This is a genomic window from Sphingobium lactosutens (assembly GCF_013393185.1).
In the GTDB taxonomy this organism is placed as follows: Bacteria; Pseudomonadota; Alphaproteobacteria; order Sphingomonadales; family Sphingomonadaceae; genus Sphingobium; species Sphingobium lactosutens_A.
Window position 1 is genome coordinate 21,866 of record NZ_QJQX01000075.1, and the last position, 24,023, is coordinate 45,888.

Sequence of the window (24,023 nt, forward strand, 5' to 3'; positions counted from 1 at the left end):
TCAATAATCCTTGGAAATTCGGACGTTGGCGCTCTGGCGCCCGAGGGTGGAGATGGCGCCGAGCAGCGAGAGCCAGCGCGTGACCTGATATTCCATCCGGGTGGCGCTATAGCCCTGCCCGTCGGTGATCAGTTCGACAAAGGTCTTGCGCGTCAGATATTTGCCCGCCGCGATCGACGTGCCCTGCCCCTGGGTCGGGTCGGCGGCGATGATGCGCAGCCGGTCGAGACCCGCCGCCTTGCGCACCGCGTTGATCGGGTCCAGCCCGCCATCGCCCTGGAGCGATCCGACCGCCGAGGCGAGTTGCAGCGCTTCGGGCGCGGACAGGTTGGTGATCGATGTGCCGAACAGGATGCGGGAAAGAAGTTCGTCCTGCGGCAACGCGGGCGTGCTGGTAAAGGTGATGTCCGGCTTCAGGCCGGTACCGCCGACATGGATGGTCGCGCTGAGGTCACTGACGTCCGCCTCCGCACTGATGTCGAGCGTCGGATTGACCGGCGTTTTGCCGTCGAACTGGATATTGCCTTCACGCAGCTCAAAGCGACGGCCCGCAAACTCGTAGCCGCCGCGCACCAACTGCGCCCGGCCGGCGATCGCCGGGCTGGTGACGGTGCCGCCGATGTTGAGGTCCGCGCGCCATTCGCTGTCGAGGCCAAGGCCTGTGACGGTCAGGCGATTGCGCGCCCGCGCCTTCACCGCCAGCGCCCAGGGCACGGACGTGCGCGGCTGGTCGATTTCCTCGCCGCGCCGGTTGATCTCTATCACGCGCAGTTCGGGGATTTGCGCGACGGCGGCGGCGCGCCCCATGGTGAACCGGCTGCGGTTGAGGGTCAGGTCGCCGCCGATCGTGCCGCCCGCGCCGTCGGAGCGCAGGGTGATCGGCCCGGTCACGGTCGCGGCGATATCGTCGCGCTCCAGCAGCGCGGCATTGTCCGCTTGCAAGGCCAGGTCCATGCCGACGCCGGCAATGCCGTTGAAGGTGAAGCGGCCGGCGCCGTTGACCGTTCCGCCATTCTGCGCCGTCGCGGCGAAGCTGGAAATGACGAGCTGCGCGCCGGAGAAGCGGCCGTGCGCCTTGACGCCGCGCAGGCGCATGCCGGTGACGGGGCTGTTGATCGTCGCATTGTCGGTCGCCAACTGCCCGGTGATGAGCGGATCGCCCAGCGTCCCGCGCATGTCGGCGCTCACGCTCACCGGCCCGCCGATATCGACGATCTCCACGCCGGTGAGGCGCCAGAGCGTATCGGCCGTGCCGCCATAGCGAAGCTGGGCGAAGAGCGGCGCGGCGTTCAGCCTTTGCACCAGCCCACCTTCCCGACCGAGCGGGGTCAGCAGCGCCTGACCACGGCCGATTGTCTTGCCATCGGCGACGAAGACCATGCGCGTAGCCAGCCGATCGGGCGTCAGTGCGGCGTTGAGGCCGACATCGACCGGGCGGGAACTCAAGGACAGACCCGACCGCGACAGGCCGCGAATCCGCAATTCCGCCTTGCCGCTGGGCAGGCCACCACGCGGCTGGACATAGCTTAAGGATCCGGTCGCCATGCCGCCGAGGCCCAGATTGTCATAGGCAATGTCGAGTAGCGAGAGCGGCAGCCTTTCCATCCGCGCCTCAACATGGGTCGTCTCGCTTCCCAATTCCCCCGCCAGCTGGAGCGATCCACCAGCGAAGCTTACCGTCGCCGGCGAAAGGCGCCAGCCATCCTCGGTCCGGGTGAGCACCGCCGCGCGGCTTAAACGAATGGCGCGCTTGTCGATCGTACCGCTGGCCGACAGGCGGATGCGGTCCGACTCCACCTGCGCCTCGCCTTGAAGGTCGAACAGGCGTCCGCGCTGGCCCGAAAGGCTGCCGCGAATCTTGCCCTTGCCATCGACCAGATCGGCATTGGCGGCAAAGCGGCCGAGCAATATGCCGCCGACCCGCAACCCGCGCGCCTGCGCCGTCGCGGTGACGCTGGTGCCGTCGGGATCGAGCAGGATCGTGCCGTCCAGCGTGCCGCGCCGCACCGCAATGACGGTCGGCCCGTCGAAGCTGGCGTCGTTGGCGGTCAGCTTGAGCTGCACCTGCTGCACCTCATTGACCGGCTTGAAGCCGATATAGCCCGTCACCGGCCCGGTCACGCCCAGCTGCCCGTCCAGCCCGCCATTGATCGGACGGATATCGCCGCTGGCGGTCACGCCCGACACGGCGAGGTTGGCGACATGCACCACCGCCTGTCCGCCCGGCGGCAACAGGATCACCCCGCGCCCGGTGAAGGGGCCAAGCGTCGACCCGCCATTGGCGGTGTAGCTATAGCCCTGCGAATCAGGGATCAGTTTCGCCCGCACGTCGCGCAGGCCCAGCGCATCCATGGGGCGCGCCAGCAGCAGGTCGATGGTGGGCCGTTCGATATGACCGTCCAGCGTCAGCGTGACGGGACCGTAGCGGCCATGGCGGCCGCTCCCTTCCAGATGCAGCGTCCCGTCGCGATGCCTGATGCCCCGGCCCGCCAGCGTCAAAAGCGGCGAATCCAGCCGCAAATTGCTGAGCGCCAATTGTCCGTCGGGCAGCCGCTCCAGCCCGCTGCGCGCCGATGGCAGGCCGCCGCCCAGCGTGCGCAGGAAATCATTATCCAGCCGCCGCACCTTCGCCATCACATTGCCGCTGAGGCCGAAACTGCCATCGCGGCGGGGCGCCGCGCGCAGCTTGGAAGTCAGGTCGACCACACCGAAGCCGCGGATGAACAGATTGTTGAGCTGCCCGTCAAGGCCGGCATCATAACGGCCGGTCTTGAGGTCGATGATCGCGACCAGCTTGCCGCGTAGCTTGTCCGATCGCAATTGCATGGGGCTGCTGACGATCTGCTGGCCCTTCAACTGCAACACGCCGTCCAGCTGGAAATTGCGGACAATGCCCTCGACCAGATCGCCCTGCCCGTCCAGCCGGCGCGCGCGCAGCCTGAGCGGGATCTGCACCGCGCCCTTGCCTGCATGACGCCCCTTGCCCTCGGCCCGCACGTCGTGGATCATGGTCTTGTCGAAGGCCAGTTCGCGTGCGGTCAACAGATATTCATAACCCGGCGCGCTGAAGGGACCATCGAGCCGGACCTTCGCGATCACGTCGCGACCGCGCATGGTCTTTACCAGCGCCTGCGGCCGGGCGAGCTTCAGCGTGACGAGCATATTATCGAGCGCATTGTTGCGCAGGTCGATCGCGCCGTCGGCGTCGAGATCGAAGGCGGCGGACTGGAGCGTCATCCTGCCGTCGATCACCCGGTCGACCATGGTGCCGCTGGCGCGCACCGCAAGGCGCGGATCGGCCATGCGGCGCAGCAGGCCATTGCCCGCGATCGCCGTCCCCTCGATCGTGCCGCGCCCCGAATAGGCGCCGCTGCGCGCGGCCAGCACGAAATCGGCCGCCGGCGCGCCGTCCAGCGTCGCGGCAAGCCGCCCGTCCCAGCGGCTCCAGCTGCCCTTGCCGCCGATGCGCAGGTTGGCGTCCTGCTTCAGGCCCGCCATCGCCGCCAGCACACCGGTCCTGGGCGCATTGACGGTGACGTCCAGCTTGAACCTGTCGTCATCAGGCCGGCTGTCGAGCGCGATGGTCAGCGCGTCGCTCCCGTCCAGCGTCCGCGCCGACAGGTCGATGATCGCCCGACCGCCGCGAATATCGGCATCGCCCGACAGGGTCGCGGTCTGGACGCGACCATTGACCGCATCCGCGATGGTCAGCCGGCCGACCGAAAATTGCATCAGGCGAATGTCGAAACCGGGCAGGATCGGCCCGCGCCGCTGGGTCGGGTTGAGCTTGGGCAGCTTGTGCAGCGTCGCCTGCGGGATGACGAGCCGGTCGATGTCCAGCCGGTTGGACAGCCAGGCGAAGGGCCACCAGTCCAGCTCGACGCGGGGCGCGTCGAGGAAGCGCCCCTTGGGATCGGACAGGGTCAGGTCGCGAAGCACCGCCTTGCGATAGATGCTGCCCTCGATCGCGCCGACCTGGATGCGCAACCCCGACGCCGACTTGATCGTGGCGACGCGGCTGGCGAGGAAACGGTGGCCGCCCGACGTGTCGAGCCACACCAGAGCGCCGACGACGATCAGCAGCGCCGTCCCCAGCAATCCCGCGATCCAGCGCTGCCAGCGCCCGTCCCAGGCGCGGCGATGACGCGCGGGAGGCGGTGGCGGCACAACGGCAGCGGAAGGTGCTTCGTCCGCCATCAAAAGGCCTGCCCCAGCGAGACATAGACGGCGACCTTGGGATCGCCCGGTTGCGGGTTGAGCGGCGTGCCGACATCGACGCGGATCGGGCCGAAACTGCTGTAATAGCGCACGCCCATGCCCGCGCCGATGCGCAGGTCGCGGAAACGCGGCAGGAAGCTGGTCGAGATATTGCCCGCATCGATGAAGGGCACGACGCCGAAATTGCCGAAGCGCACGCGGCTTTCGAGCGAGAATTCGGCGAGGCTCTTGCCACCGACCGGATCATCATCCTCGCCATAGCGCGGGCCGATCGCCTGATAACCATAGCCGCGCACCGACGCACCGCCGCCCGCATAGAAGCGGCGGGACGGCGCGATCTGGTCGACGGTTGACCCGAAGATAGTGCCGAAGCGCGCCCGCGCGGCGAGAACCACCCGGTCGTTCACCGGCTGGTAGATGCTGCCATCCACCTGCGCACGGGTATAGCCGAAGGTCTTGTTCTGGAACGACAGTTCCGGGCTGACCCGCGCGCCGAGGCGGAAACCCTTGCTGGGATTGAGCAGATCGTCGCTGCCGTCATAGGTCAGGCTGACCGGCACGGCGGCAATCAGGAATGTGCGGCGCGACCCGCCCGAAAAGGCATCGGCTTCGTCCGACGCGATCAGTTCGCCGCCGAAGCGCCAGACCCATTTCTTCTGGAACAGGATGTTGCTCTGCCGCTCGATCGCGCCCGACAGGTTGATCGTGCGCGCGTCATAGGCGTCGCGCTTGATGTTGCTGATCGACAGCAGGCCGGTCAGCACATTGTCGCGCCGTTTGAAATTGTTGCGCCGATAGGTGAAGGACGCGGTTTGCTCCTGCGTGCCGATCACGCCGCGCAGCGTCACCGCGCCTTCGGGCGGGAAGAAATTGCGGTGCTGCCAGCTGACTTCGGCGCGATAGCCTTCGCCCGTGCCATAGCCCAGCTCCCCGGCGATGGTGCGCAGCGGTGCGGGGCGCATGTCGACGTCGAGGTCGACATGCTCGCCATCGCCCGCGTCCTTCGGTGTCAGCGTAACTGAGGAGACGAGGCCGGTGGCGACGATCGCGCGGCGCAGATCCTCGACGTCCGACGCCATATAGGTGTCGCCCGGATCGAAGCGGGCGATTTCCTGCACATGATGAGCGCTGAACAGTTGATCGTCATCCGTGCGGATCGCGCCGAAGCGGCGGAAGCCGCCGGGCGTGACGATGATGTCGAGGTCGCCCTTGCGCTCCTCATGGTCGATCCGCACCTCCGGCTCGTCCACCTTCGCGAAGGGGAAGCCGCTTTCGGACAGGGCCGTGGTCAGGCTGTCGCGCCCGGACAGGATCGCATCGGCATCGACCGGGTCGTCGACCTTGGGCGGGAAGGCGGCGCGCAGCTTTTCCTCGCGCTCGCCTGTCTCGGCGAGGCCCAGGACATCGACCGACGACAGAAGATAGCGGGTGCCCGGATTGATGTCGAAGCTGACCGCCAGCCGATCGCTACCGGCAGGCGGCGGCGCGACGCTGCCCCGGACGCGCGCCGCATAATAGCCTTTGGCACGCAGCAGCCGGTCGAGCAGGTCGCTGTCTTCCTTGATGCGGCGATTGATCTGGGCGAGGTTGGCGGACTTGTCCTGTCCCAGGCGCAGCGCCGACAATTCGTCGAACCGCTGGGTGAATTGCGCGTCGGCGATCGTCTCGATGCCGGTCAGCACCACGGTGTAGCGGCGTTCCTCTCCGGCATCGGCGAAGGTCGCGACATCCTCCTCCACCGGTTCGGGCAGCGCGGGCATGGCCTCGGGCGACGGTTCGACGGTCGCCGCAGCGTCGGTGTCGACAGGATCGGCGGGCAGCGGCGTAACGCTGTCTGGCTGCCCCATGTCCGGCCAGTCCACGCCGATATCGGGCATGGCGTCGAGCGGCGCGTTCATGTCAGGCTCGGCTTGCGGGGGCGCGGCTTCGGGAGGGCTGGCCTGCTGCGCCTGCGCCAGGCACGGGGCAAGCAGCATCAACGGCGCAAGATAGAGCCGGACAGGATGCGGGCGTCGGCCAGAAGTGCGGCGTCGCGTCCGCAAACCGTGGGTCATGGCAAAGGGTCTAGACCAAATTCGCCCGCCATGGCCAGTGCAGAAGCGTCCAGCATGAGAAACTGGCATCGAAAACGAGCGTCAGAAGTCGGCGTCAGAAGGCGGTGTTGAGCCGATCGAGCAGCGCCCGGGCCGGACCGGGACCGGACGGCATCGACCGCTGATCCAGTCGATCCTGCAGGCGCGCGACCCGATCATAGAGATCCTGGCTCCCCTCGATCAGCGCGCGGGCGGCAAAGGGGAAGTCAGCGGCCTGCCCCTGATCGGTCAGCGTGGCGCGCCCCAGACGATATTTCTCGTCCGTCAAATCGCCATCGTCGATCTCACCCCGCTGCCAGGCGCGCTGACTGAGCAGCCAGGCGATGATGTGCATCAGCCGCGTCGTGACCTTGAGCGATTCGCAGGCGAAGGCGACGCGGCGCAGCGGATCCTGGATATCGTCATCCGCCATGGCGCCGCCGTCGAAATAGGATCGCGCCTCATCCGCCATCAGCATCGCCTCCAGATAGAGGCCGTCGACCAGGCGTCGATGGAGGCTGGGGTCAAGGAAGGCTGCATTCTGCATGGCTCGTCACTGCCATGAAATTGCAAATTTGTCAGGCCTGTTAACCGCCATTTGCCGCCTCCTTTCGCTGCCGATCGTCCCATTCAGGGTCGATTGCCGCCCCGCGCGGGACATTCGCACGCGCAACGTCAGGCGATGATGTCCGGCACCAACTGATCCTCCAGCAGCGCGATCTCATCGCGCAGGCGCAGCTTGCGTTTCTTGAGACGGGCGACCTGCATCTGGTCGCCGCCGCCCGCATCCACCAGTGCGCCGATCGCACTGTCCAGATCGCGATGCTCGATCCGCAGCAGTTCCAGACGCCGCATGATATCTTCCCGGCTCACGTCCTGATCGCATCCTGATTACCACCCGAACGCAAACAGATAGCGCCAGAGCGTCCGACGGGCCACCGCAAATTTACGTGCAGTCCATCGCAAAGCCCGAATCCGATCAAGACAAGTGCGCAAAATGATGATCTACTTCGTCTTCCATCACCCCTCGTAAGGAGAATGTCATGGAAAATAGCCACGTTTCAGCTCTTTCAGCCAAGCATGCCGGCCTTGAAGCTCGAATCAAGGCAGAGTCGAGTCGTCCCATGCCCGACGCGATCCTGGTGGCCTCGCTCAAGAAGCAGAAATTGCGGTTGAAGGAAGAGATGGCGGCGCAGCACTAAGCGGCCGGCAAGCTATTCGGGAGGAGGTCGGTATCCGGGGGCGCAGACCGCCGAGCCGACCCGTCCCCTACTTTGAACATCATGTCGCAAGCCCCCGGAACCCGTGGTTCGCGGGGCTTTTTGTTGTCGGGATAATTTAGTGTCGGGACGTCCGTTTCAGCGCCGTGTCCGGGGCGACAGAGGCGCGCGCAGATAATCTGGCATTTGCGACGTCCCGTTCGTTGAGACGCGTTTGCGCGCGAGTTGCGGGTCGATCGGCTCGTCGAACGACACGCCGATCTTGTCGTCGCGCGACCAGGCAACGCTGCCGTTGATCTTGCCAATACCGCGCAGTTCCAGCGCGATACGGGTTCCGGCCGGAACGGCGCGTTCGCAATCCGCCATCAGCCCGGTGGCCGACAAGTTGCGGATTCGGGCCTTGCCCAGATCGGCCCCATCGACCGTGCTGAGGCTGGTCAACAGGAACAGGCTGTCGCGTGGCGCAGCGCGTGCTGGCCCCCGATCGGAAATACCCTGTTCATCTTTCATGCAAAACCCGCAAATAACTGCCGTTCAATCGCCGGCAAGTTATTCGCGGGAAATGGAAAAAAGGTTAATCGTCGCGAGAGACTTTTTCCTGCCGCTCGTGCCGCTCCTGCGCTTCGACCGTCATCGTGGCGATAGGACGGGCTTCCAGCCGGCCGAGCGAAATGGGTTCGCCCGTGACTTCGCAATAGCCATATTCACCATCGTCGATGCGGCGCAGCGCGGCGTCGATCTTGGAAATCAGCTTGCGCTGGCGATCGCGGGTGCGCAGCTCGATCGACCAGTCGGTCTCGCTCGATGCCCGGTCGTTGAGATCGGGTTCGCGCAACGGTTCATTCTGCAGCACGGCCAGCGTGCCCTCCGCCTCGGCCAGGATCTGTTTTTTCCAGTCCCATAGACGCAACCGGAAATATTCCAGCTGAAGGGGATTCATGAACTCTTCGTCAGGCGAAGGCCGATAGTCAGGGGGAAGCGTTACCGTCGATTTGGGCGGCTTTTCACCGTCTTTATCGGAATTCAGGACCGATGCCATCTGGCTCTCCGACTCGTTGGCCCCGGCGCTAACAGTTCCGGGGCGCCCATGACTTTTCATTGAGCGCGCCTCATAGCCATCGGCGCGGAGCGACACAAGCGGGCATTCAAGGACTTGTGTCCCCTTTCGGATGATTCTGCCGCCCCCCAAAGGAGGTCCGCCAGTAGCCCCCGCTCCTTCCCCGCAATGCCATGCCATTTACGCTCGGCCGCAGAGCCGTTCCAAAGTGGGACGTTAACTATATCGCTTGAGGGAAAAGCAGGATTTCCCTCGACTTCGCCCCCCGATTCAGAGTTAACGATCTTGCAGTTAACCCTTTCTTTTGCGTTCATACGCATAGGAAGTTCCCATTCGTTCATCACCATCATCGGATTGGCGGCTGGGCGAGGGGCAACAAGAACAAGAGTGGATCCTATGTCGGTACGGATGGCGTTGGCTAAATTATGCGCCTGCACTTGCGGGGGAGCGATCATCGGCGGGGGCGCCGTGCATGTCGCCGAAAGCGCACGTCCGGCGGTGGTCCACAGCTACAAGAGCGTGAAGGCCGCGCCGAAGAAGCGCTACGCCGTGCGCACGGTGAAGCGCAAGGTGGTGAAGACCGTCACCGCCTGCGCCCCGCAGACCGTGACCGTGACGAGCCAGGCGGCCCCCATTCCCTTGCCCGCGCCCATGCCGGCGGCCGAAATGCCGATGATGTCGGGCGGCGGCGGCGCCGTGCCGGTCGTGATGGGCGGAGGCGGCGGCTTTGGCGGCGGCGGCTTCTTCGGTGGTTTCTTCGGCGGCGGTGGCGGCAGCGGCGGCGGCTCGGTGGTGATTTCCTCGACCAGCAGCTCGACTGGCGGCATCAGCAGCTCCACCAGTTCGACCACAGGCGGGGTGTCAACCTCGACCGGCGGCGTGTCCACCTCCTCGGGCAATGTGTCGACGTCGAGCGGCAATGTCTCGACCTCGTCGGGCGTCAGCAGCAGTTCGTCCAGCTCCAGCTCATCGTCTTCCTCCTCCTCGTCCAGTTCGTCATCGAGCAGTTCGAGCGGCGGCAAGCCGGACAAGCCCGATCATTCCAGCTCGACCGGCGGCAGCAGCGGCTCTTCGAGCAGCAGTTCCTCCTCCTCGGGCAGCTCTTCTTCGGGCGGATCGTCGAGCTTCGGCAGCACCGGCAGCTCGTCCTCCTCGTCGTCGAGCAGCAGTTCCTCGTCCAGCTCGTCGTCGAGCAGCTCCAGCGGCGGATCGACCAGCACGGGCGGCACCGACGTTCCGGCGCCGCCCATGGTCCTGCTGTTCGGCGCGGCCGCCGTGGCGCTGGTGGCCCGGCGCCGTTTCGCCGAACGGAAGGCGAAGGCCGCGGCCTGACACAAATTTCACGGTTCCCCTCTGTGCGGGGGCACAAGGAGGGCGGTTCCGGGGGGAGCCGCCCTTTACTTCAGGATCAGACCGCCGCGATCAGCTTCTCGATCTCGCGCACCGGGTGATTGGTTAGATCCTTGGCGATTTCGCCCACCAGCCGGTCCTGCACTTCCTTGTGCAGATGCTTGCGCATCTCGCCCAGCGCGGTCGGCGGCGCGACGATGATCAGCTTCTCATAATCCTGCGCGAAGGCGCGGCGCTTGAGCAGGTCCGCTGCCTGCGCCGCGAAGCGCTGCTCCTCCAGCTCGTGGAAATTATTCTCGCCCATCGTGCCCGATGCCGTGCCGGTGGAGGACGCCCGGCCTGCCTTGTCGGATGCCTGCGCCAGATGGGACGGATTCTCCTGCGACTTCACCTCTTCCGCTTCCAGCTGAGGAAAGGCGCGATCGCCCTTGTTGCGGAAGAACAGCAGCTTGCGCCCGTCCGCCACCAGCACCATCGCGTCATGATCGATCTGCATCGCCTTCTCCTTTGCGTTTTCGGTGATCGGGGACCAACGGATGGCAGCGCGCAGGGTTGCGCGGCCCGTCGCACAGCGGCATAGGGCTGGCCCATGCACGACATCCGCTCCATCCGCGATAACCCCGCCGCTTTCGATGCCGCCCTCGCCCGGCGCGGCCTGTCGCCCCTCTCCGCCGAGATATTGGCGATCGACGAGAAGAGCCGCGCCATCAAGACCGAGTTGCAGCAGGGCCAGGCCCGCCGCAACGAGGCGAGCAAGCTGATCGGTCAGGCCATGGCGGCCAAGGATATGGAAAAGGCCGAAGCGCTGAAGGCCGAGGTCGCCACGCTCAAGGACCGGATGCCCGCGCTGGAGCAGGATGACCGCGACACCGGCGATGCTCTGACCGCGATGCTGGCCGCCATCCCAAACCTGCCGGCCGACGATGTGCCGCAGGGCGCGGACGAGGCCGACAATGCCGAACTGACCCGCTGGGGCACGCCGCGCGCCTTCGACTTCGCCCCGCAGGACCATGCCGATTTCGGCCCGGCGCTGGGTCTGGATTTCGAGGGCGGCGCACGGCTCTCCGGCGCGCGCTTCACCGCGCTGCGCGGCCAGATGGCGCGGCTGCACCGGGCGCTGGCGCAATATATGCTCGACACCCAGACCGCGACCAACGGCTATGAGGAAACCGCCGTCCCGCTGCTGGTGAAGAACGACGCCCTGTTCGGCACCGGGCAACTGCCCAAATTTGCGGAGGACCTATTCAAGACCACCGACGGTCGCTGGCTGATCCCGACCGCCGAAGTCTCGCTCACCAATCTGGTGGCCGATCAGATCGTGCCGGCCGACAGCCTGCCGCTGCGCCTGACCGCCCTCACCCCCTGCTTCCGTTCCGAAGCCGGCTCGGCCGGCCGCGACACACGCGGTTTCATCCGCCAGCACCAGTTCGAGAAGGTCGAACTGGTCGCCATCTGCGCGCCCGAAGAGTCCGAAGCCGAGCATGAGCGGATGGTCGCGGCGGCCGAGGGCATACTTCAGGCGCTGGAGCTACCCTATCGCAAGGTGCTGCTCTGCACCGGCGACATGGGCTTTGGCGCGCGCAAGACCTATGACCTAGAAGTCTGGCTGCCCAGCCAGGACACCTATCGCGAGATCAGCTCCGTCTCCAACTGCGGCGACTTCCAGGCGCGGCGCATGAATGCCCGCTACAAGCCGGAAGGGTCGAAGCAGACCGTTTTCCTGCATACGCTGAACGGGTCGGGCCTCGCCGTCGGCCGCACGCTGGTCGCGGTGCTGGAAAATTACCAGCAGGCCGATGGCAGCGTCATCGTGCCGGACGTGCTGCTGCCCTATATGGGCGGCGTGACGACGCTCGAACCCAGATAACACCCTCCGCTCGGTTCGGGCGTAGTCGAGAAGCCAGCGCGCAACTTTCTCTACTGCGCTCGAACCGAACGGAGGTGGCTTGATACCCCGCCCCCGTCCGTGAAAAAGCTGGCAAGTCCGGCACGATAGGATAAACGAAGGGCGATGCAGCGCCTGCCCCTGACCTTCGCCATCCCGACCATTTCGCTGGCGCTGACCGCCTGCATCCCCGCCGAAGCGGAACGCGCGGCCGCGACCGGCATGCCTACACCCCCGCCGCAGATGGGGGCCGACGCATCGGCCGTGAAGCTGGCCGAGCCGGAACCCGTTTGGACCGCGCAGCAGGTGGTGGCCAACGCTCGGACCGTGAATGCCTCCACCTATGTCGTCCAGCCCGGCGAAACGCTGCGCGGCGTCGGCAACCGCACCGGCGCGGGATCGGAAGCGATCGCTCGCGCCAATGGCATCGCCCCGCCTTATATGCTGCGCGCCGGCCAGCGCCTGTCCATTCCCGGCGGCCGCTACCATCTGGTGGCGGAGGGCGAGACGGGCATCGCCATCGCGGCGGCCTATGGCGTGCCTTGGCGGCAGATCGTCGACGTCAACGGGCTAGAGGAACCCTATGTGCTGCGGCGCGGCCAGCGGCTGCTGCTGCCCGGCGGGACGCCCGCCAGCCCGCCCAGCATCGAGCAGCGCGCCGCCGCTTTCCGCATCGATATCGACGATGTGCTGACCGGCGGCCAGCCCGCGGCAAAGGATAACGCGCCCGTCGCGGCTGCATCCTCGCGCCCCAGCCCCCTGCCCGCCAACAAGCCGATCGCCCAGCCCGCCGCCTTCAGTGGCAGCTTCGCCTGGCCGGTGAAGGGCACGATCCTCTCCCGCTTCGGCCCCGGCGAAAGCGGCGCGAAGAATAACGGCATCGACATCGCCGCCCCGAATGGCACGCCGATCCGCGCGGCGGCCGACGGCGTGGTCGCCTATGCCGGCGACAAGATCGCGGTTTTCGGCGGGCTCGTCCTCATCAACCATGGCAGCAGCTGGGTCAGCGCCTATGGCCATGCCAGCCGGATCGACGTGGTGCGCGGGCAGAAGGTGACGAAGGGCCAGGTCATCGGCCTGACCGGCGACACCGGCTATGCCAGCCGGCCCAAGCTGCATTTCGAACTGCGCAAGGATCGCGTGCCCGTGAACCCGATCGGCCAGTTGCCACCGTCATGAGGATCGACCGGATCGCCCCCTCCTCGCCCACGGCGGGTTTCCTGCGGCGGCGGTCATCCATGCCGATGTGGGCGGACCTGACATGGCGGGTCGCACTGGTGTTCGGGCTGATCGCGCTGGTGCTGCTGCTGCACTGGGTCGGGCGCGACGGCCTCAAGGACAATTACGACAATCAGATCAGCTTCATCGACGTCCTCTATTTCACGACGGTAACGGTCACAACGGTCGGCTATGGCGACATCGTGCCGGTCACGCCCGAAGCGCGGCTGTTCGAATCCATCTTCGTGACGCCGATCCGCCTGTTCGTCTGGCTGATCTTCCTCGGCACCGCCTATAATCTCTTTTTCCGCAACATCATCTACAGGTGGCGCATGGCACGCATCCAGGCCGATCTGCACAATCACATCATCGTCACCGGCTTCGGCACCAGCGGACAGGAGGCGGTCAACGAACTGCTCGCCCGCGGCGCCGACCCGCGCGAAATCGTCGTCATCGACGGCAACGAAAAGGCGCTGGCGCTCGCCGAAGCGCAGGGCTGCAACATCCTGTGCGGCGATTCCACCCGCGACAAGACGCTCAAGGACGTGGCCATCCACCGCGCACGCAGCATGATCGTGTCGGCGGGCCGCGACGACACCTCGATCCTCATCACGCTGACCGCCCGCCACCTGGCCCCGCGCCTGCCGATCAGCATCGTCGTGCGCAACGAGGATAATGAACTGCCCGCGCGGCAGGCGGGCGCGACCACCGTCATCAACCCGGTCAGCTTCGCCGGGCTGCTGCTGGCGGGCAGCACCGACGGCAGGCATATCGCCGACTATATGGCAGACCTGGCCGGATCGGGCGGCCGGGTGAACATCAACGAACGGTTCGTGCTGCCGGAAGAGATTGGCGGGCCGCTGTCTGCCATCCAGACGGGCATCGGCCTGCGCATCTATCGCGACGACCGGCCGATCGGCTTCTGGGAAGAAGGGGCGAAGCGGCTCCAGACCGGCGACCTCATCATCGAGATAAAGGAAGAACAGCCGCGTCCCGCACCTACCGGCGACGAGTAGTTACGCGGCACAGGCGAGCCGAAACGAATTGTTGCGATCTGGCAACATCTTGAAAAATTCGTGCTACAATCGCCGCGGTCTCGATTGCTATGCTGTAGTAAAACGGAAACACTCCCTCACCGGTCTCTTTCAGAGGGGTGTAACATGCGCTTGAAAAGTGCCCTGCAATGCGGTGCCATGCTGTCCGTTGTCGCCTGGTCCGTTCCCACTTTCGCCCAATCCACCGAACCGCAAGCCGATGACGGCGTCGCCATCATCGTCACCGGCTCCCGCATCCGCCAGAATCCGCTCGATCAGGACAAGCCGATCGTCACGGTCGACCAGCAGGCAATCGCCCGCACGGGCCTGACCTCCATCGCCGACGTGCTGCAACGCATCCCGAGCGCGGCGGGCGGCCTCAATACGAAGACCAACAATGCCGGCAATATCGGCGGGCCGCCCGACGGCACCGGCGTCAGTTCCGGCTCGGCGGAAGTCGATCTGCGCTATCTGGGCGCCAAGCGCACGCTGATCCTGGTCGACGGCATGCGTTATGTGAACGGATCGGCGGCCGGCGGTATTCCCGCCTCGGTCGACCTCAACACGATTCCGCAAAGCATGATCGAGCGCGTCGAGGTGCTGCAATCGGGCGCCTCCCCGCTCTACGGCTCGGATGCCGTCGCAGGCGTGGTCAACATCATCACCAAGCAATCGCAGAAGGGTCTCGATTTCTCCGCCCAGTTCGGCACTTATGAACAGGGCGACGGCGAAACCTACGACATCAACGCCAGCTACGGCATCCAGTCGGATCGCGTCTCGATCGTCTTCGGCGGTAATTATGTGAAGCAGCAGGCGGTTCGCACCTCCGACCGCTCCATTTCGCAATGGCCCGCCCCCGGCGGCACCAGTTGCGCCGATGGCGGTTGCTCCAGCGCCACGCCCAACGGCCGCTACGACGTGCTGGGCCAGAGCCTGACGCTCAGTGCTCCGATTCTCGGCCGTGCGCCGGTACTCAGCGATTATCGCGACTGGGCCGGCACCAATGTCGATGGCTTCAACTTCGCGCCCTATAATTATCTGCTGACGCCGTCGGAACGCTATGGCGCCTTCCTGAACGCCAAGTTCGAATTTTCCGACAATGTCAGCCTGCGCACGCGGCTGGTCTACCAGCATCGCGAATCCACCACACAGGCGGCGTTCCTACCGCTGTTCATCGGGCCAGATGCGGGCAACGGCAATCTTCTCGACACCATCTCGATCGATGCGACCAACCCCTTCAACCCCTTCGGTGTGACATTGTCGTCGGGCGTGAACGGCATTCCCGCCAACTATTCGACCGTACGCCGCCGCTTCGTGGAGGGCGGTCCCCGCACCTTCAGCCAGTCCGTCGATACGATGACGATGCAGTCGACGCTGGAAGGCTCCTTCGATGTCGGCGACCATAAATGGTATTGGGACGTCAACGGCATATACGGCACCAACAATGCGCATCAGGTCTTCACCGGCAACCTTAACGCCGCAAAGCTGGCGCAGGCGCTGGGACCGGTCGCCAACTGCACCGGCGATTGCGTGCCGTTCAACATCTTCGGCGGAGCCGGGTCCATCACCCAGGCAATGCTCGACTATGTGACCTTTGACGAGCGCGACCGCAGCGAACAGGAATTGTGGGACGTCACCGCCAACCTTTCCGGCGAGCTGTTCGACCTGCCCGCCGGCCCGGTCGGCTTTGCCATCGGCTATGAACATCGCGACCAGTCGGCATCCTATACGCCCGATCCCATCATCACCGCCGGCCTTGGCGCGGACGTGCCGACCAGCCCATCACGCGGCGGCTTCAATGTGGACGAGTTCTATGGCGAACTGCGCATCCCGATCCTGTCCGACACGCCCTTCTTCCGGAAGCTGGAACTAAGCGGCGCGGCCCGCCATTCCAACTATAGCAGCTTCGGCAGCAACACGACCTACACCGTGTCGGGCCTGTGGAAGCCGGTCAGCGATCTGCTGCTGCGCGGCGGCTATGCCGAAAGCCTGCGCGCGCCCAGCATCGGCGAATTGTATGCTGGCCGGTCGCGCACCGACGCGACCATCAACGATCCCTGCACCAGCGCACCCGGCGGTTCGTTCACGACCAACGCTACCGTGCGGGCGAACTGCATTGCCAATGGCGTGCCCGCCAACGGCAGCTACAACGAGCCGGTCGGCGGCCAGTTGGGTGTCTTCTCGCAGGGCTATACCGGGCTGAAGCCGGAAACGGCCAAGACCTGGACGGCAGGCTTCACCTATGCCCCGGCCTGGGCGCGGGACGGCTTCGCCAGCGCGTTCAGCATCGAGGTCAATTATTATAATATCCGCCTCAAGAACGCGATCGACTCAGTGCCGGCGACGCTGACGCTGCGCCGTTGCGCCTTCGACGGCGATCCATTGAGCTGCGCCGCCATCACCCGCACCGGCAGCGGTGCCGTCGCGGGGATCAATGGCGTGCTGCAAAATCTGAACGCCATCAAGACCAACGGCTTCGACGGCACCCTGATCTATCGGTCCAAGCCGGTCGGCAACGGAACGGTCGGCCTGAGCGTCAACGCAGCCTATCTCAACAAATATGACATCGTGCCGCCGTCGGACCTCAATGCGCCGACGATCAAGTGCGCCGGGACCGAACGCTGCGCGTCGAGCGATCAGGCCTATCCGCGCTTCAAGGCCAATGCGACGCTGGATTACTCCGCCGATGCCTGGGGCATTTCCTTCACCGGCCGCTACATCAGCAAGGTCACGGAAAGCGACGGCAACGTCATGGGCCGGACCTTCTATGGCGACATGCAGGCCTATTTCTCGCCCGCCTGGCTCGACCATCGCACCCGGCTGACGATCGGCGTCAACAATATCTTCGACAAGGATCCGCCGGCCTGCTTCACGTGCGACAGCGCCAATTTCGATCCGACAACCTATGACGTGCCGGGCCAGTTCGGTTATATCCGCCTGTCCTACAAGATGTGACGGATCAACGAGTTGGATGAAGGAAGGGCGCGCCCGCAATGGCGCGCCCTTCGTCATTTTCGCGGCCGATCTTCTCTTGGCCGTGACATTTGGCGCAAAAATCCCTATGTGCGCGCCGATCATGGCAACCAAAATTCCCGAAGCGCCGAAAGTCGGCATGGTGTCGCTCGGCTGTCCCAAGAATCTCGTGGACAGCGAACGCATCCTCACCAAGCTGCGCTCCGACGGCTATCAGATGTCCGCCGACTATGCCGGCGCAGACGTCGTGCTGGTCAACACCTGCGGCTTTCTCGACTCGGCGAAGGAAGAGTCACTGGAAGCTATCGGCGAGGCGATCGCGGAAAATGGCCGCGTGATCGTGACCGGCTGCATGGGCGACGAGGCGGACGTTATCCGCGCGAAATTCCCGCAGGTGCTAGCCGTGACCGGCGCGCATCAATATGAGCAGGTGGTCAACGCGGTCCATGACGCATCGCCGCCCATCCCCAACGCTTTCGTCGACCTGGTGCCCGAAGGCGGTCTGAAGCTGACGCCGCGCCATTACAGCTATCTGAAGATCAGCGAGGGCTGCAACCATCGCTGCTCCTTCTGCATCATCCCTTCGATCCGCGGCGACCTCGTCAGCCGCCGCGTCGACGCCGTGCTGCGCGAAGCGGAAAAGCTGGTCCATGCCGGCACGAAGGAACTGCTGGTCATCAGCCAGGACACTTCGGCCTATGGCGTCGACACGCGCCACGAGACGCGCAACTGGAAAGGCCGGGACGTGCGTGCGCACATGACCGACCTCGCCCGCGAACTGGGCCAGTTGCGCACCGCCGAAGGACGCGCGCCCTGGGTGCGGCTGCACTATGTCTATCCCTACCCCCATGTCGATCATGTCATCCCGCTGATGGCGGAAGGGCTGCTGACGCCCTATCTCGACATTCCCTTCCAGCATGCCGCGCCGTCGGTGCTCAAGGCCATGAAGCGCCCCGCCAATGAGGCGAAGGTGCTGGACCGCATCCGCAAGTGGCGGGACATCTGCCCGGACATCGCGATCCGCTCCAGCTTCGTCGTCGGCTTCCCCGGCGAGACGGAGGCGGACTTCCAATATCTGCTCGACTGGCTGGAAGAAGCGCAACTCGACCGCGTCGGCGCTTTCCGCTTCGAGCCGGTCGAGGGCGCTGCCGCCAATGACTTGCCCGGCGCTGTGCCAGAAGAGGTCAAGGAAGAACGCTATCAGCGGATCATGGAAAAGACCGCTGCGATCAGCGCCGCCAAGTTGCAGGCGAAGGTCGGCCGTATCCTGCCCGTCATCCTCGACGAGGTCGGCGAGCCGGACGAAGAGGATGGCAGCATCGGCGCGACCGCACGCAGCCAGGCCGACGCGCCGGAAATCGACGGCAATGTCTTCCTGCGCGACGTGAGCGAAGGGCGCAAGGCCGGCGACATGTTCGACGTGCTGGTCGAGGACGCTGACGAGCATGACCTGTATGGGGTGCCGGTTTAAATCAGACTCTACATCCGTTCGTTTCGAACGGAGTTCGCATCAGGGCTTCACGAACCCGTCCTGATATTCGGTCTTGATCGCCTTCCACATCGCAGAGTCAACGGGCAACGGCACCTCATAGCTGCCTTCCGCATAGGGGCCGGCGCTATAGGGGCCGATCACCACGGTCACGCCGTCGACCAGCTTGCCGTCCTTCGATGTCGGCACCAGCCGCTGCTCCATCGGGTCGATGCATTTGGTGAAGTCGTCGTCGCCCCGCACCACAGGTTCGCCGCGTTTTTCGGCGCGCTGCTTGTCGAGCGCCGCGCAGAAACGATCCCTGACCGCGGCGGCGAAAGCGGCGGGCGTGGTCATCACCGCCTTGAAGCTGGTTTCCCGCTTGCGCGCCTTGTCCCAGAGCAGCCCGTCATAGCCGGTCATGCCATGCGCGCCGCCGGTATAGACATAGGTCTGCGACTGGAGCGACAGGAAACGGGGCGTATCCGCCGCGACGCTCCATTGCGTTTCCAGGCTGTGCGGGCGGAAGGGGAAACCCGATTGCTTCATCGACGCGCTGTCCTCCCGCGCCATCCTGGTCGCATCGGCTTTGGCGGACGCGGCATCCTTGCCGAACTTTTCGACCAGGAAGGGGATCGCGGCGGCCTGCGCGGGATAGGTATAGGAAAATTCGAGGAAATCGGTCTTCGCCTTCTCCTCGAACGGCTTGGCAGGCGGGGCCGGCGGCTGCGTGCCCGCCATCCGATCGGCAAAGCGGGACGCCGCCGCGTTGACCGTAGCGTTCCCGGTAGCTTCTTCCCTGTCCTTCGACGGCGAACAGGCGGCGAGCATAAGCATCGCCGCCGTTGGAACCAGCCTCCCTGCCCGCACCCCCCCTGATCGCATCAATGCGCCTGCGCCGCGCGGCAACGTTCGCCGATCGCCTTGCGCGCATAGTCGCTGTCGAGCGCGCGGCCCGCATTGGACCAGCCCTCGGAAATCAACGCCTGCTGCACCGAATGAAGATTGTCGTAGCGGCCGCTTTCGGCCAGCGCATAGGCCCGCGCCCGCGCAGCCTGAAGGCTGCGGTCATCACCATGAATCATGATCCTGCTCCTTTCTCTGTTCTTCGGGAAATCTAGGCCTGTCCGGCCCGCAGCGCAAAGGAAGAAAGGGCCGGTCGTGCGCGGGAAGCGATGAAATTTTTGCCTTTCCATGGCCGATCGCTTTCCCTTACATCCATGCAATGACCGACTTTTCCGACCTGCTCAAAGCGGACAACCAGCAGCCCGCCCGTTCGATCCATCTGATTGAAAATAAGGGCTTTGATGCCTGGCTTTCGACCCAGCCCGACAAGGTGCGCGCGATCGTCGCGGCGCAGCGCTTCAAGGGCAAGGCCGGCGAGCAGGCGATCCTGCCGGGCGATGGCCTGCCGGGCGATGGCAACGACTGGTCGGTGGTCGCGGGCGTCGCGAGCAAGGAAGCGCTTGGCCCCTGGTGCCTCGCACGCCTCGCCGAAACCCTGCCCGAGGGCAGCTACCGGCTGGCGGAGGGCACGCCAGGCGCCGCGGCGCTGGGCTGGCTGACGGCGCAATATCGCTTCGACCGCTATCGCAAAGATGATGCACCTGCCGGGCCGCGCGTCCTGCTGACGGGCGGCGTCGCGCAGATCGATCCGACCGTGCAACTGGCGAAGGCGGTGGCGCTAGTGCGCGACCTCGTCAACACGCCGGCCGCCGACATGGGGCCGCCCGACCTGGAGGCGGCGGTCGAAAAGGTCGCCAAGCCCTTCGGCGCGATCGTCAGCGTCACGCGCGGCGACGCGCTGGAGCAGGGCTTCCCGATGATCCACGCCGTCGGCAAGGCGGCGGACAAGAGCTTCGCCCCGCGCCTGATCGAACTTACATGGGGCGACCCCAGCCATCCGCGCATTACCCTCGTCGGCAAGGGCATCTGCTTCGACAGCGGCGGCCTCGACATCAAGCCCTCGTCGGGGATGCGCCTGATGAAGAAGGATATGGGTGGCGCGGCCCATGCGCTCGGCCTTGCCCGACTGGTGATGGCGGCGCGCCTGCCGGTGCGATTGCACCTGCTGATCGCGGCGGCGGAGAATGCCATTTCCGGCAACGCCTTCCGTCCCGGCGACATATTGCGCACGCGCAAGGGACTGACGGTGGAGATTGGCAATACCGACGCCGAAGGGCGACTGGTGCTGGGCGATGCGCTGACCCGTGCGGGTGAGGAAAAGCCCGACCTCCTCATCGACTTCGCCACTCTGACCGGCGCGGCGCGCGTCGCGGTCGGCCCGGACCTGCCCGCCCTGTTCACCAACGACGACGGACTGGCGGCGGACATGGCCGCGATCGGTGCGCAGATCGACGACCCGACCTGGCGCCTGCCGCTCTGGGACGCCTATGCCGACATGCTGAAGTCGGACGTCGCCGATATCAACAATGCGGGCGAAGGCGGTTTTGCCGGCGCGATCACCGCCGCTCTGTTCCTCAAGCGATTCGTGCCGGACGACACGCCCTGGCTGCATCTCGACACGTTCGCCTGGCGTCCGTCGAACAAGCCGGGCCGGCCAAAGGGCGGCGAAGCGCTCGGCATGCGCGCGACCTTCAGCCTGCTGCAACAGCGCTATGGCAAGGACGGATAAGCGCGTGCGACAAAGCGCCGATCCGTTACGCAACCGGATTGGCCATTGCGCGTTAAGGCGAGATGAACGCGCAGATCGCTCCAGAATCGCTTGCCGAAACCGACCGACCGGGATTGCAGCCGCTGCGCCAGTGGATGCGCACGCTGGTCGACTATGTCCGATCCGGCAAACCCGACCTCACCAACCGCCAGATGGCGCTAATGATGACGGTCTATATCAACAGCGGGCCTCATACGGTACGTGGTCTGGCGGAGGCGCTGCACGTTTCCAAGCCGGTCATCACCCGCGCGCTGAACAAGCTTTCGGCCCTGGGTTATCTCCGCCGAGAGCGCGATGTCGCCGATCGTCGCAATATTTTCATCACCCGGACCCCAAAAGGGGCGGAATTTCTTGACGCCTTTCATCATTTCATCGCAGGAACCGCGCGCGATGAAAGGCACGAACACCCCCACGCGGAACGGTCCGCCTGAAAGAACCCGGTTCAAGCTGGATGGCCGCTCGGTCGCGCTTGACCGCCGCGTCCATGCGGCTCGTGGCGACCTTGCCGACCTGGCGCTTGCCGGCACGCTCTTTTCCGCCCATTACGCCCGCGCCGTACCGCTGACCTGCGTTGCCCCCGGCGCGCCGATCCTGTCGGCCGCAGCACCCACGTCCGAAGCCGTCAGCGAATTGCTCCGCGGCGAAACCTTCCACGCGCTCGACGTGACGACCGACTGGGCCTGGGGCTTTTGCGGCCATGACGGCTATGTCGGCTATGTCCGGCGCGATGCGCTGGATGTCGAGGAACAGCCGACCCATCGCATCATCGCCGGCACCGCGCCTCTGTTCAACGCCGCCGACATCAAGTCGCCCATCGCCGACTATTGGCCGCGCGGGGCACGTTTTTCGGGCGAAGTGCAGGGCGACTTCATCGCCTGTGCCGAAGGCTTCATCCACCTCCGCCACGCCGCTCCGGTCGATCAGCGCGCGCAGGATTGGGTCGCCGTCGCCGAACGCTATCTGGGCCAGCCCTATGTCTGGGGCGGGCGCGGCCATCGTGGCATCGACTGTTCCGGCCTGGTGCAGGTCGCGCTGGGCGCAGCCGGCATGGCCGTCCCGCGCGACACCGACCTGCAATGCGAAGGCATCGGCGCGCCGATCGACAGCAAGGCCGGCCTGCAGCGCGGCGACATCATCTTCTTCCCCGGCCATGTCGGCATCATGACCGATGGCAAGACGCTGCTGCACGCCAATGCCCACTGGATGGCGGTCGTCAGCGAGCCGCTCGCGGATGTTGTCGCGCGCCTTGCCGATGCCCATATCGAACCCATCATCGCGCGGCGGAGGATCGGCGCATGAGCACGACAATTTTCATCGACGGCGGTCATGGCACCACCGGCATCGAAATCGGCGACCGGCTGGCCGGACGCCCCGAACTGACGCTGATCACCGTGCCGGAGGAAAAGCGCCGGGACGCGAACGCGCGTCGCGACGCGCTGAACGCCGCCGACATCGTCATCCTCTGCCTGCCCGACGATGCCGCGCGCGAAGCCGTGTCGCTGATCGACAATGGTCGCACCCGCGTGATCGACGCATCGACCGCGCATCGCGTTGCCGACGGCTGGACCTATGGCTTCCCCGAACTGGAGCCGGGCCATCGAGAGGTGCTGGCGAACAGCCGCTTCGTCGCCAATCCGGGTTGCTGGCCGACCGGCTTCCTGGCGCTGGTGCGTCCACTGGTCCTGGCCGGGCTGCTGCCTGCCGACTGGCCGGTGACGGTGTCGGGCGCGTCGGGCTATTCGGGCGGCGGCAAGGCGATGATCGCCGAATATGAAGGCGAAGCCGGCGCGCCGAGCGCGTTCCGCCCCTATGGTCTCAGCCTGGCGCATAAGCATGGGCCGGAAATGACCCGCTATTCGGGCCTCGCCCATCCGCCGATCTTCGCGCCGGCAGTGGCGAACGCCTATCGCGGCATGATCGTCGAAGTGCCGCTGCAACTGCGCGCCATGCCGGGCACGCCCTCGGTCGCCGACATCCATGCCGCGCTGGCCGCCGCCTATGCCGGATCGCCGATCGTCAGCATCGCCTCACCGGAGGACAGCGCCGCCATGACCGGGGTCGCTCTGGAGCATGTCGGCGCGACCGACCGCCTCGCCCTGTTCGTCTTCGGCAACGAACAGAGCGGCCAGGCGCGCCTCGTCGCCACGCTCGACAATCTGGGCAAGGGCGCAGCCGGCGCCGCCGTCCAGAATCTCAACATCCTGGCTGGCCTGCCGGAAACCGCAGGCTTGCGCCTCTGACCTAGTGAATAGTACCCAGCGGCTGGTCGTAGGCAAGCAGCACGATCAGCCGCTCAATCTGTCGCCAGTGGCAGAAATGGACATGATTGCCCTGATCCAGGCTGCGGTCTGCCCGCGCGGCCGCCTCATAGCCTGCATGATCGCCGAACAGGCTGATCAGCTCGGCGGCATCCTCATAGCTCTTGCGATTCGCAAGATATGGCATCTGCATAATTACCCCCGACTTATTTTTTGGCGACCTGTTGTGATGGAGCGGGCTGTTCAATCGGCGTGCCAGTTTCCGTCTTTGGCTCTCCGGGCCGCGGACCAGGGTGAACGCCGAATTAGGCATGTCCCAACATGGGACGATTGGTTCATAACGGGACATATCGTCCCAAAATGGATCGGAACCCAAAGCCGCTGGCCTTGCGATCCTCGCCATGGCAAGGACTAGCGCATGAGCAAGGCCAAGCACAATCCCACGGGCGCGGGCGCGATCATCGCGCTGCTGATTCTGGCCGGCACGATCGGCGGCGGCATGATGGGACAGCCCAGCATCGGCCTGCTCGCCGGCCTTGCGCTCGGCATCCTGATCGCCCTCCTCCTATACCTGCGCGAGCGCCGCAAATAAGCAT

At 65.5% G+C, this 24,023-nt stretch carries 23 protein-coding genes; 11 read left to right on the top strand and 12 right to left on the bottom strand.

The features are described 5' to 3' along the window. The 4 genes from DM806_RS20570 to DM806_RS20585 form a co-directional block, all read right to left on the bottom strand. Positions 1-4,197 carry a translocation/assembly module TamB domain-containing protein gene (locus tag DM806_RS20570; protein ID WP_179045029.1) on the bottom strand — a complete coding sequence of 1,399 codons (4,197 nt, stop codon included), beginning with the start codon at positions 4,195-4,197 and terminating at the stop codon, positions 1-3. After that, the gene (locus tag DM806_RS20575; protein ID WP_179045030.1) at positions 4,197-6,272 is read right to left on the bottom strand and encodes an autotransporter assembly complex protein TamA; all 2,076 of its coding nucleotides are present in this window, start codon (positions 6,270-6,272) and stop codon (positions 4,197-4,199) included. The genes DM806_RS20570 and DM806_RS20575 overlap by 1 nt, the downstream gene beginning before the upstream one ends. Before the next feature lie 94 nt (positions 6,273-6,366). After that, entirely contained in the window at positions 6,367-6,837 is a 471-nt protein-coding gene (locus tag DM806_RS20580; protein WP_179045031.1) for a DUF1465 family protein, read from the bottom strand. A gap of 128 nt (positions 6,838-6,965) precedes the next feature. Then, a complete protein-coding gene (locus DM806_RS20585; protein WP_179045231.1) occupies positions 6,966-7,145 on the bottom strand; it encodes a YdcH family protein in 180 nt (59 codons plus the stop codon). Between the two features lie 188 nt (positions 7,146-7,333). Here DM806_RS20585 and DM806_RS20590 point away from each other — a divergent pair, with 188 nt between their 5' ends. Next, positions 7,334-7,492 (top strand): YdcH family protein, encoded by a 159-nt coding sequence (locus DM806_RS20590; RefSeq protein WP_083952561.1) that lies wholly within the window; start codon positions 7,334-7,336, stop codon positions 7,490-7,492. Between the two features lie 156 nt (positions 7,493-7,648). On the opposite strand, the gene DM806_RS20595 is transcribed toward DM806_RS20590, so the two are convergent. The 5 genes from DM806_RS20595 to DM806_RS20615 form a co-directional block, all read right to left on the bottom strand. Beyond that, a complete protein-coding gene (locus tag DM806_RS20595) occupies positions 7,649-8,020 on the bottom strand; it encodes a PilZ domain-containing protein (protein WP_179045032.1) in 372 nt (123 codons plus the stop codon). A gap of 64 nt (positions 8,021-8,084) precedes the next feature. Beyond that, a complete protein-coding gene (gene dksA, locus DM806_RS20600; RefSeq protein ID WP_179045033.1) occupies positions 8,085-8,549 on the bottom strand; it encodes an RNA polymerase-binding protein DksA in 465 nt (154 codons plus the stop codon). A gap of 560 nt (positions 8,550-9,109) precedes the next feature. Further along, positions 9,110-9,598 carry a hypothetical protein gene (locus tag DM806_RS20605; RefSeq protein WP_179045034.1) on the bottom strand — a complete coding sequence of 163 codons (489 nt, stop codon included), beginning with the start codon at positions 9,596-9,598 and terminating at the stop codon, positions 9,110-9,112. A gap of 6 nt (positions 9,599-9,604) precedes the next feature. Then, the gene (locus DM806_RS20610) at positions 9,605-9,817 is read right to left on the bottom strand and encodes a hypothetical protein (protein ID WP_256869419.1); all 213 of its coding nucleotides are present in this window, start codon (positions 9,815-9,817) and stop codon (positions 9,605-9,607) included. A 158-nt stretch (positions 9,818-9,975) separates the two neighbouring features. Next, positions 9,976-10,413 (bottom strand): host attachment family protein, encoded by a 438-nt coding sequence (locus DM806_RS20615; RefSeq protein WP_179045036.1) that lies wholly within the window; start codon positions 10,411-10,413, stop codon positions 9,976-9,978. Positions 10,414-10,506: 93 nt separating this feature from the next. Here DM806_RS20615 and serS point away from each other — a divergent pair, with 93 nt between their 5' ends. From serS to rimO, 5 genes are all read left to right on the top strand, one after another. Then, positions 10,507-11,784, top strand: a complete 1,278-nt coding sequence (serS, locus tag DM806_RS20620; RefSeq protein ID WP_179045037.1) for a serine--tRNA ligase — start codon at positions 10,507-10,509, stop codon at positions 11,782-11,784. Between the two features lie 144 nt (positions 11,785-11,928). Next, positions 11,929-12,981 (top strand): peptidoglycan DD-metalloendopeptidase family protein, encoded by a 1,053-nt coding sequence (locus tag DM806_RS20625; RefSeq protein ID WP_179045038.1) that lies wholly within the window; start codon positions 11,929-11,931, stop codon positions 12,979-12,981. Then, positions 12,978-14,036 carry a potassium channel family protein gene (locus DM806_RS20630; RefSeq protein WP_179045039.1) on the top strand — a complete coding sequence of 353 codons (1,059 nt, stop codon included), beginning with the start codon at positions 12,978-12,980 and terminating at the stop codon, positions 14,034-14,036. Before DM806_RS20625 ends, DM806_RS20630 begins: the two co-directional genes overlap by 4 nt. 144 nt (positions 14,037-14,180) lie before the next feature. Next, positions 14,181-17,009 carry a TonB-dependent receptor domain-containing protein gene (locus DM806_RS20635; RefSeq protein ID WP_179045040.1) on the top strand — a complete coding sequence of 943 codons (2,829 nt, stop codon included), beginning with the start codon at positions 14,181-14,183 and terminating at the stop codon, positions 17,007-17,009. Positions 17,010-17,115: 106 nt separating this feature from the next. Beyond that, positions 17,116-18,498 (top strand): 30S ribosomal protein S12 methylthiotransferase RimO, encoded by a 1,383-nt coding sequence (rimO, locus tag DM806_RS20640; RefSeq protein WP_179045232.1) that lies wholly within the window; start codon positions 17,116-17,118, stop codon positions 18,496-18,498. A 39-nt stretch (positions 18,499-18,537) separates the two neighbouring features. Here the strand turns inward: rimO and DM806_RS20645 are convergent, their stop codons facing one another. Together DM806_RS20645 and DM806_RS20650 are read right to left on the bottom strand one after the other, a co-directional pair. Then, the gene (locus tag DM806_RS20645) at positions 18,538-19,380 is read right to left on the bottom strand and encodes a PdaC/SigV domain-containing protein (protein ID WP_179045041.1); all 843 of its coding nucleotides are present in this window, start codon (positions 19,378-19,380) and stop codon (positions 18,538-18,540) included. After that, on the bottom strand, positions 19,380-19,580 hold the full coding sequence (locus DM806_RS20650) for a hypothetical protein (RefSeq protein WP_179045042.1): 201 nt from the start codon (positions 19,578-19,580) through the stop codon (positions 19,380-19,382). The genes DM806_RS20645 and DM806_RS20650 overlap by 1 nt, the downstream gene beginning before the upstream one ends. Before the next feature lie 140 nt (positions 19,581-19,720). On the opposite strand from DM806_RS20650, the gene DM806_RS20655 reads away from it, so the two are divergent. The 4 genes from DM806_RS20655 to argC all read left to right on the top strand — a co-directional run bounded on the left by DM806_RS20655 (position 19,721) and on the right by argC (position 23,409). Next, positions 19,721-21,130 carry a leucyl aminopeptidase family protein gene (locus tag DM806_RS20655; protein ID WP_179045043.1) on the top strand — a complete coding sequence of 470 codons (1,410 nt, stop codon included), beginning with the start codon at positions 19,721-19,723 and terminating at the stop codon, positions 21,128-21,130. 62 nt (positions 21,131-21,192) lie between these two features. After that, positions 21,193-21,600: a MarR family transcriptional regulator gene (locus DM806_RS20660; RefSeq protein ID WP_179045044.1), complete on the top strand. Its 408-nt coding sequence runs from the start codon at positions 21,193-21,195 to the stop codon at positions 21,598-21,600. Continuing rightward, positions 21,560-22,468: a C40 family peptidase gene (locus tag DM806_RS20665; protein WP_179045045.1), complete on the top strand. Its 909-nt coding sequence runs from the start codon at positions 21,560-21,562 to the stop codon at positions 22,466-22,468. The genes DM806_RS20660 and DM806_RS20665 overlap by 41 nt, the downstream gene beginning before the upstream one ends. After that, positions 22,465-23,409 carry an N-acetyl-gamma-glutamyl-phosphate reductase gene (gene argC / locus DM806_RS20670; RefSeq protein WP_179045046.1) on the top strand — a complete coding sequence of 315 codons (945 nt, stop codon included), beginning with the start codon at positions 22,465-22,467 and terminating at the stop codon, positions 23,407-23,409. The genes DM806_RS20665 and argC overlap by 4 nt, the downstream gene beginning before the upstream one ends. Position 23,410: 1 nt before the next feature. Here argC and DM806_RS20675 read toward each other — a convergent pair whose 3' ends face one another. After that, entirely contained in the window at positions 23,411-23,614 is a 204-nt protein-coding gene (locus DM806_RS20675) for a hypothetical protein (protein WP_179045047.1), read from the bottom strand. A 231-nt stretch (positions 23,615-23,845) separates the two neighbouring features. Between DM806_RS20675 and DM806_RS20680 the strand changes: the two genes are divergently transcribed. Beyond that, the gene (locus tag DM806_RS20680; protein WP_179045048.1) at positions 23,846-24,019 is read left to right on the top strand and encodes a hypothetical protein; all 174 of its coding nucleotides are present in this window, start codon (positions 23,846-23,848) and stop codon (positions 24,017-24,019) included. Positions 24,020-24,023: the final 4 nt, after the last annotated feature.

Excerpts from the sequence above, each read along its gene's own strand:
- DM806_RS20570 (WP_179045029.1), bottom strand. The coding sequence starts at position 4,197 with ATGGCGGACGAAGCACCTTCCGCTGCCGTTGTGCCGCCACCGCCTCCC.
- DM806_RS20575 (WP_179045030.1), bottom strand. The coding sequence starts at position 6,272 with ATGACCCACGGTTTGCGGACGCGACGCCGCACTTCTGGCCGACGCCCG.
- DM806_RS20580 (WP_179045031.1), bottom strand. The coding sequence starts at position 6,837 with ATGCAGAATGCAGCCTTCCTTGACCCCAGCCTCCATCGACGCCTGGTC.
- DM806_RS20585 (WP_179045231.1), bottom strand. The coding sequence starts at position 7,145 with ATGCGGCGTCTGGAACTGCTGCGGATCGAGCATCGCGATCTGGACAGT.
- DM806_RS20590 (WP_083952561.1), top strand. The coding sequence starts at position 7,334 with ATGGAAAATAGCCACGTTTCAGCTCTTTCAGCCAAGCATGCCGGCCTT.
- DM806_RS20595 (WP_179045032.1), bottom strand. The coding sequence starts at position 8,020 with ATGAAAGATGAACAGGGTATTTCCGATCGGGGGCCAGCACGCGCTGCG.
- dksA (WP_179045033.1), bottom strand. The coding sequence starts at position 8,549 with ATGGCATCGGTCCTGAATTCCGATAAAGACGGTGAAAAGCCGCCCAAA.
- DM806_RS20610 (WP_256869419.1), bottom strand. The coding sequence starts at position 9,817 with ATGGGCGGCGCCGGAACGTCGGTGCCGCCCGTGCTGGTCGATCCGCCG.
- DM806_RS20615 (WP_179045036.1), bottom strand. The coding sequence starts at position 10,413 with ATGCAGATCGATCATGACGCGATGGTGCTGGTGGCGGACGGGCGCAAG.
- serS (WP_179045037.1), top strand. The coding sequence starts at position 10,507 with ATGCACGACATCCGCTCCATCCGCGATAACCCCGCCGCTTTCGATGCC.
- DM806_RS20625 (WP_179045038.1), top strand. The coding sequence starts at position 11,929 with ATGCAGCGCCTGCCCCTGACCTTCGCCATCCCGACCATTTCGCTGGCG.
- DM806_RS20630 (WP_179045039.1), top strand. The coding sequence starts at position 12,978 with ATGAGGATCGACCGGATCGCCCCCTCCTCGCCCACGGCGGGTTTCCTG.
- DM806_RS20635 (WP_179045040.1), top strand. The coding sequence starts at position 14,181 with ATGCGCTTGAAAAGTGCCCTGCAATGCGGTGCCATGCTGTCCGTTGTC.
- rimO (WP_179045232.1), top strand. The coding sequence starts at position 17,116 with ATGTGCGCGCCGATCATGGCAACCAAAATTCCCGAAGCGCCGAAAGTC.
- DM806_RS20645 (WP_179045041.1), bottom strand. The coding sequence starts at position 19,380 with ATGCGATCAGGGGGGGTGCGGGCAGGGAGGCTGGTTCCAACGGCGGCG.
- DM806_RS20650 (WP_179045042.1), bottom strand. The coding sequence starts at position 19,580 with ATGATTCATGGTGATGACCGCAGCCTTCAGGCTGCGCGGGCGCGGGCC.
- DM806_RS20655 (WP_179045043.1), top strand. The coding sequence starts at position 19,721 with ATGACCGACTTTTCCGACCTGCTCAAAGCGGACAACCAGCAGCCCGCC.
- DM806_RS20660 (WP_179045044.1), top strand. The coding sequence starts at position 21,193 with ATGAACGCGCAGATCGCTCCAGAATCGCTTGCCGAAACCGACCGACCG.
- DM806_RS20665 (WP_179045045.1), top strand. The coding sequence starts at position 21,560 with ATGAAAGGCACGAACACCCCCACGCGGAACGGTCCGCCTGAAAGAACC.
- argC (WP_179045046.1), top strand. The coding sequence starts at position 22,465 with ATGAGCACGACAATTTTCATCGACGGCGGTCATGGCACCACCGGCATC.
- DM806_RS20675 (WP_179045047.1), bottom strand. The coding sequence starts at position 23,614 with ATGCCATATCTTGCGAATCGCAAGAGCTATGAGGATGCCGCCGAGCTG.
- DM806_RS20680 (WP_179045048.1), top strand. The coding sequence starts at position 23,846 with ATGAGCAAGGCCAAGCACAATCCCACGGGCGCGGGCGCGATCATCGCG.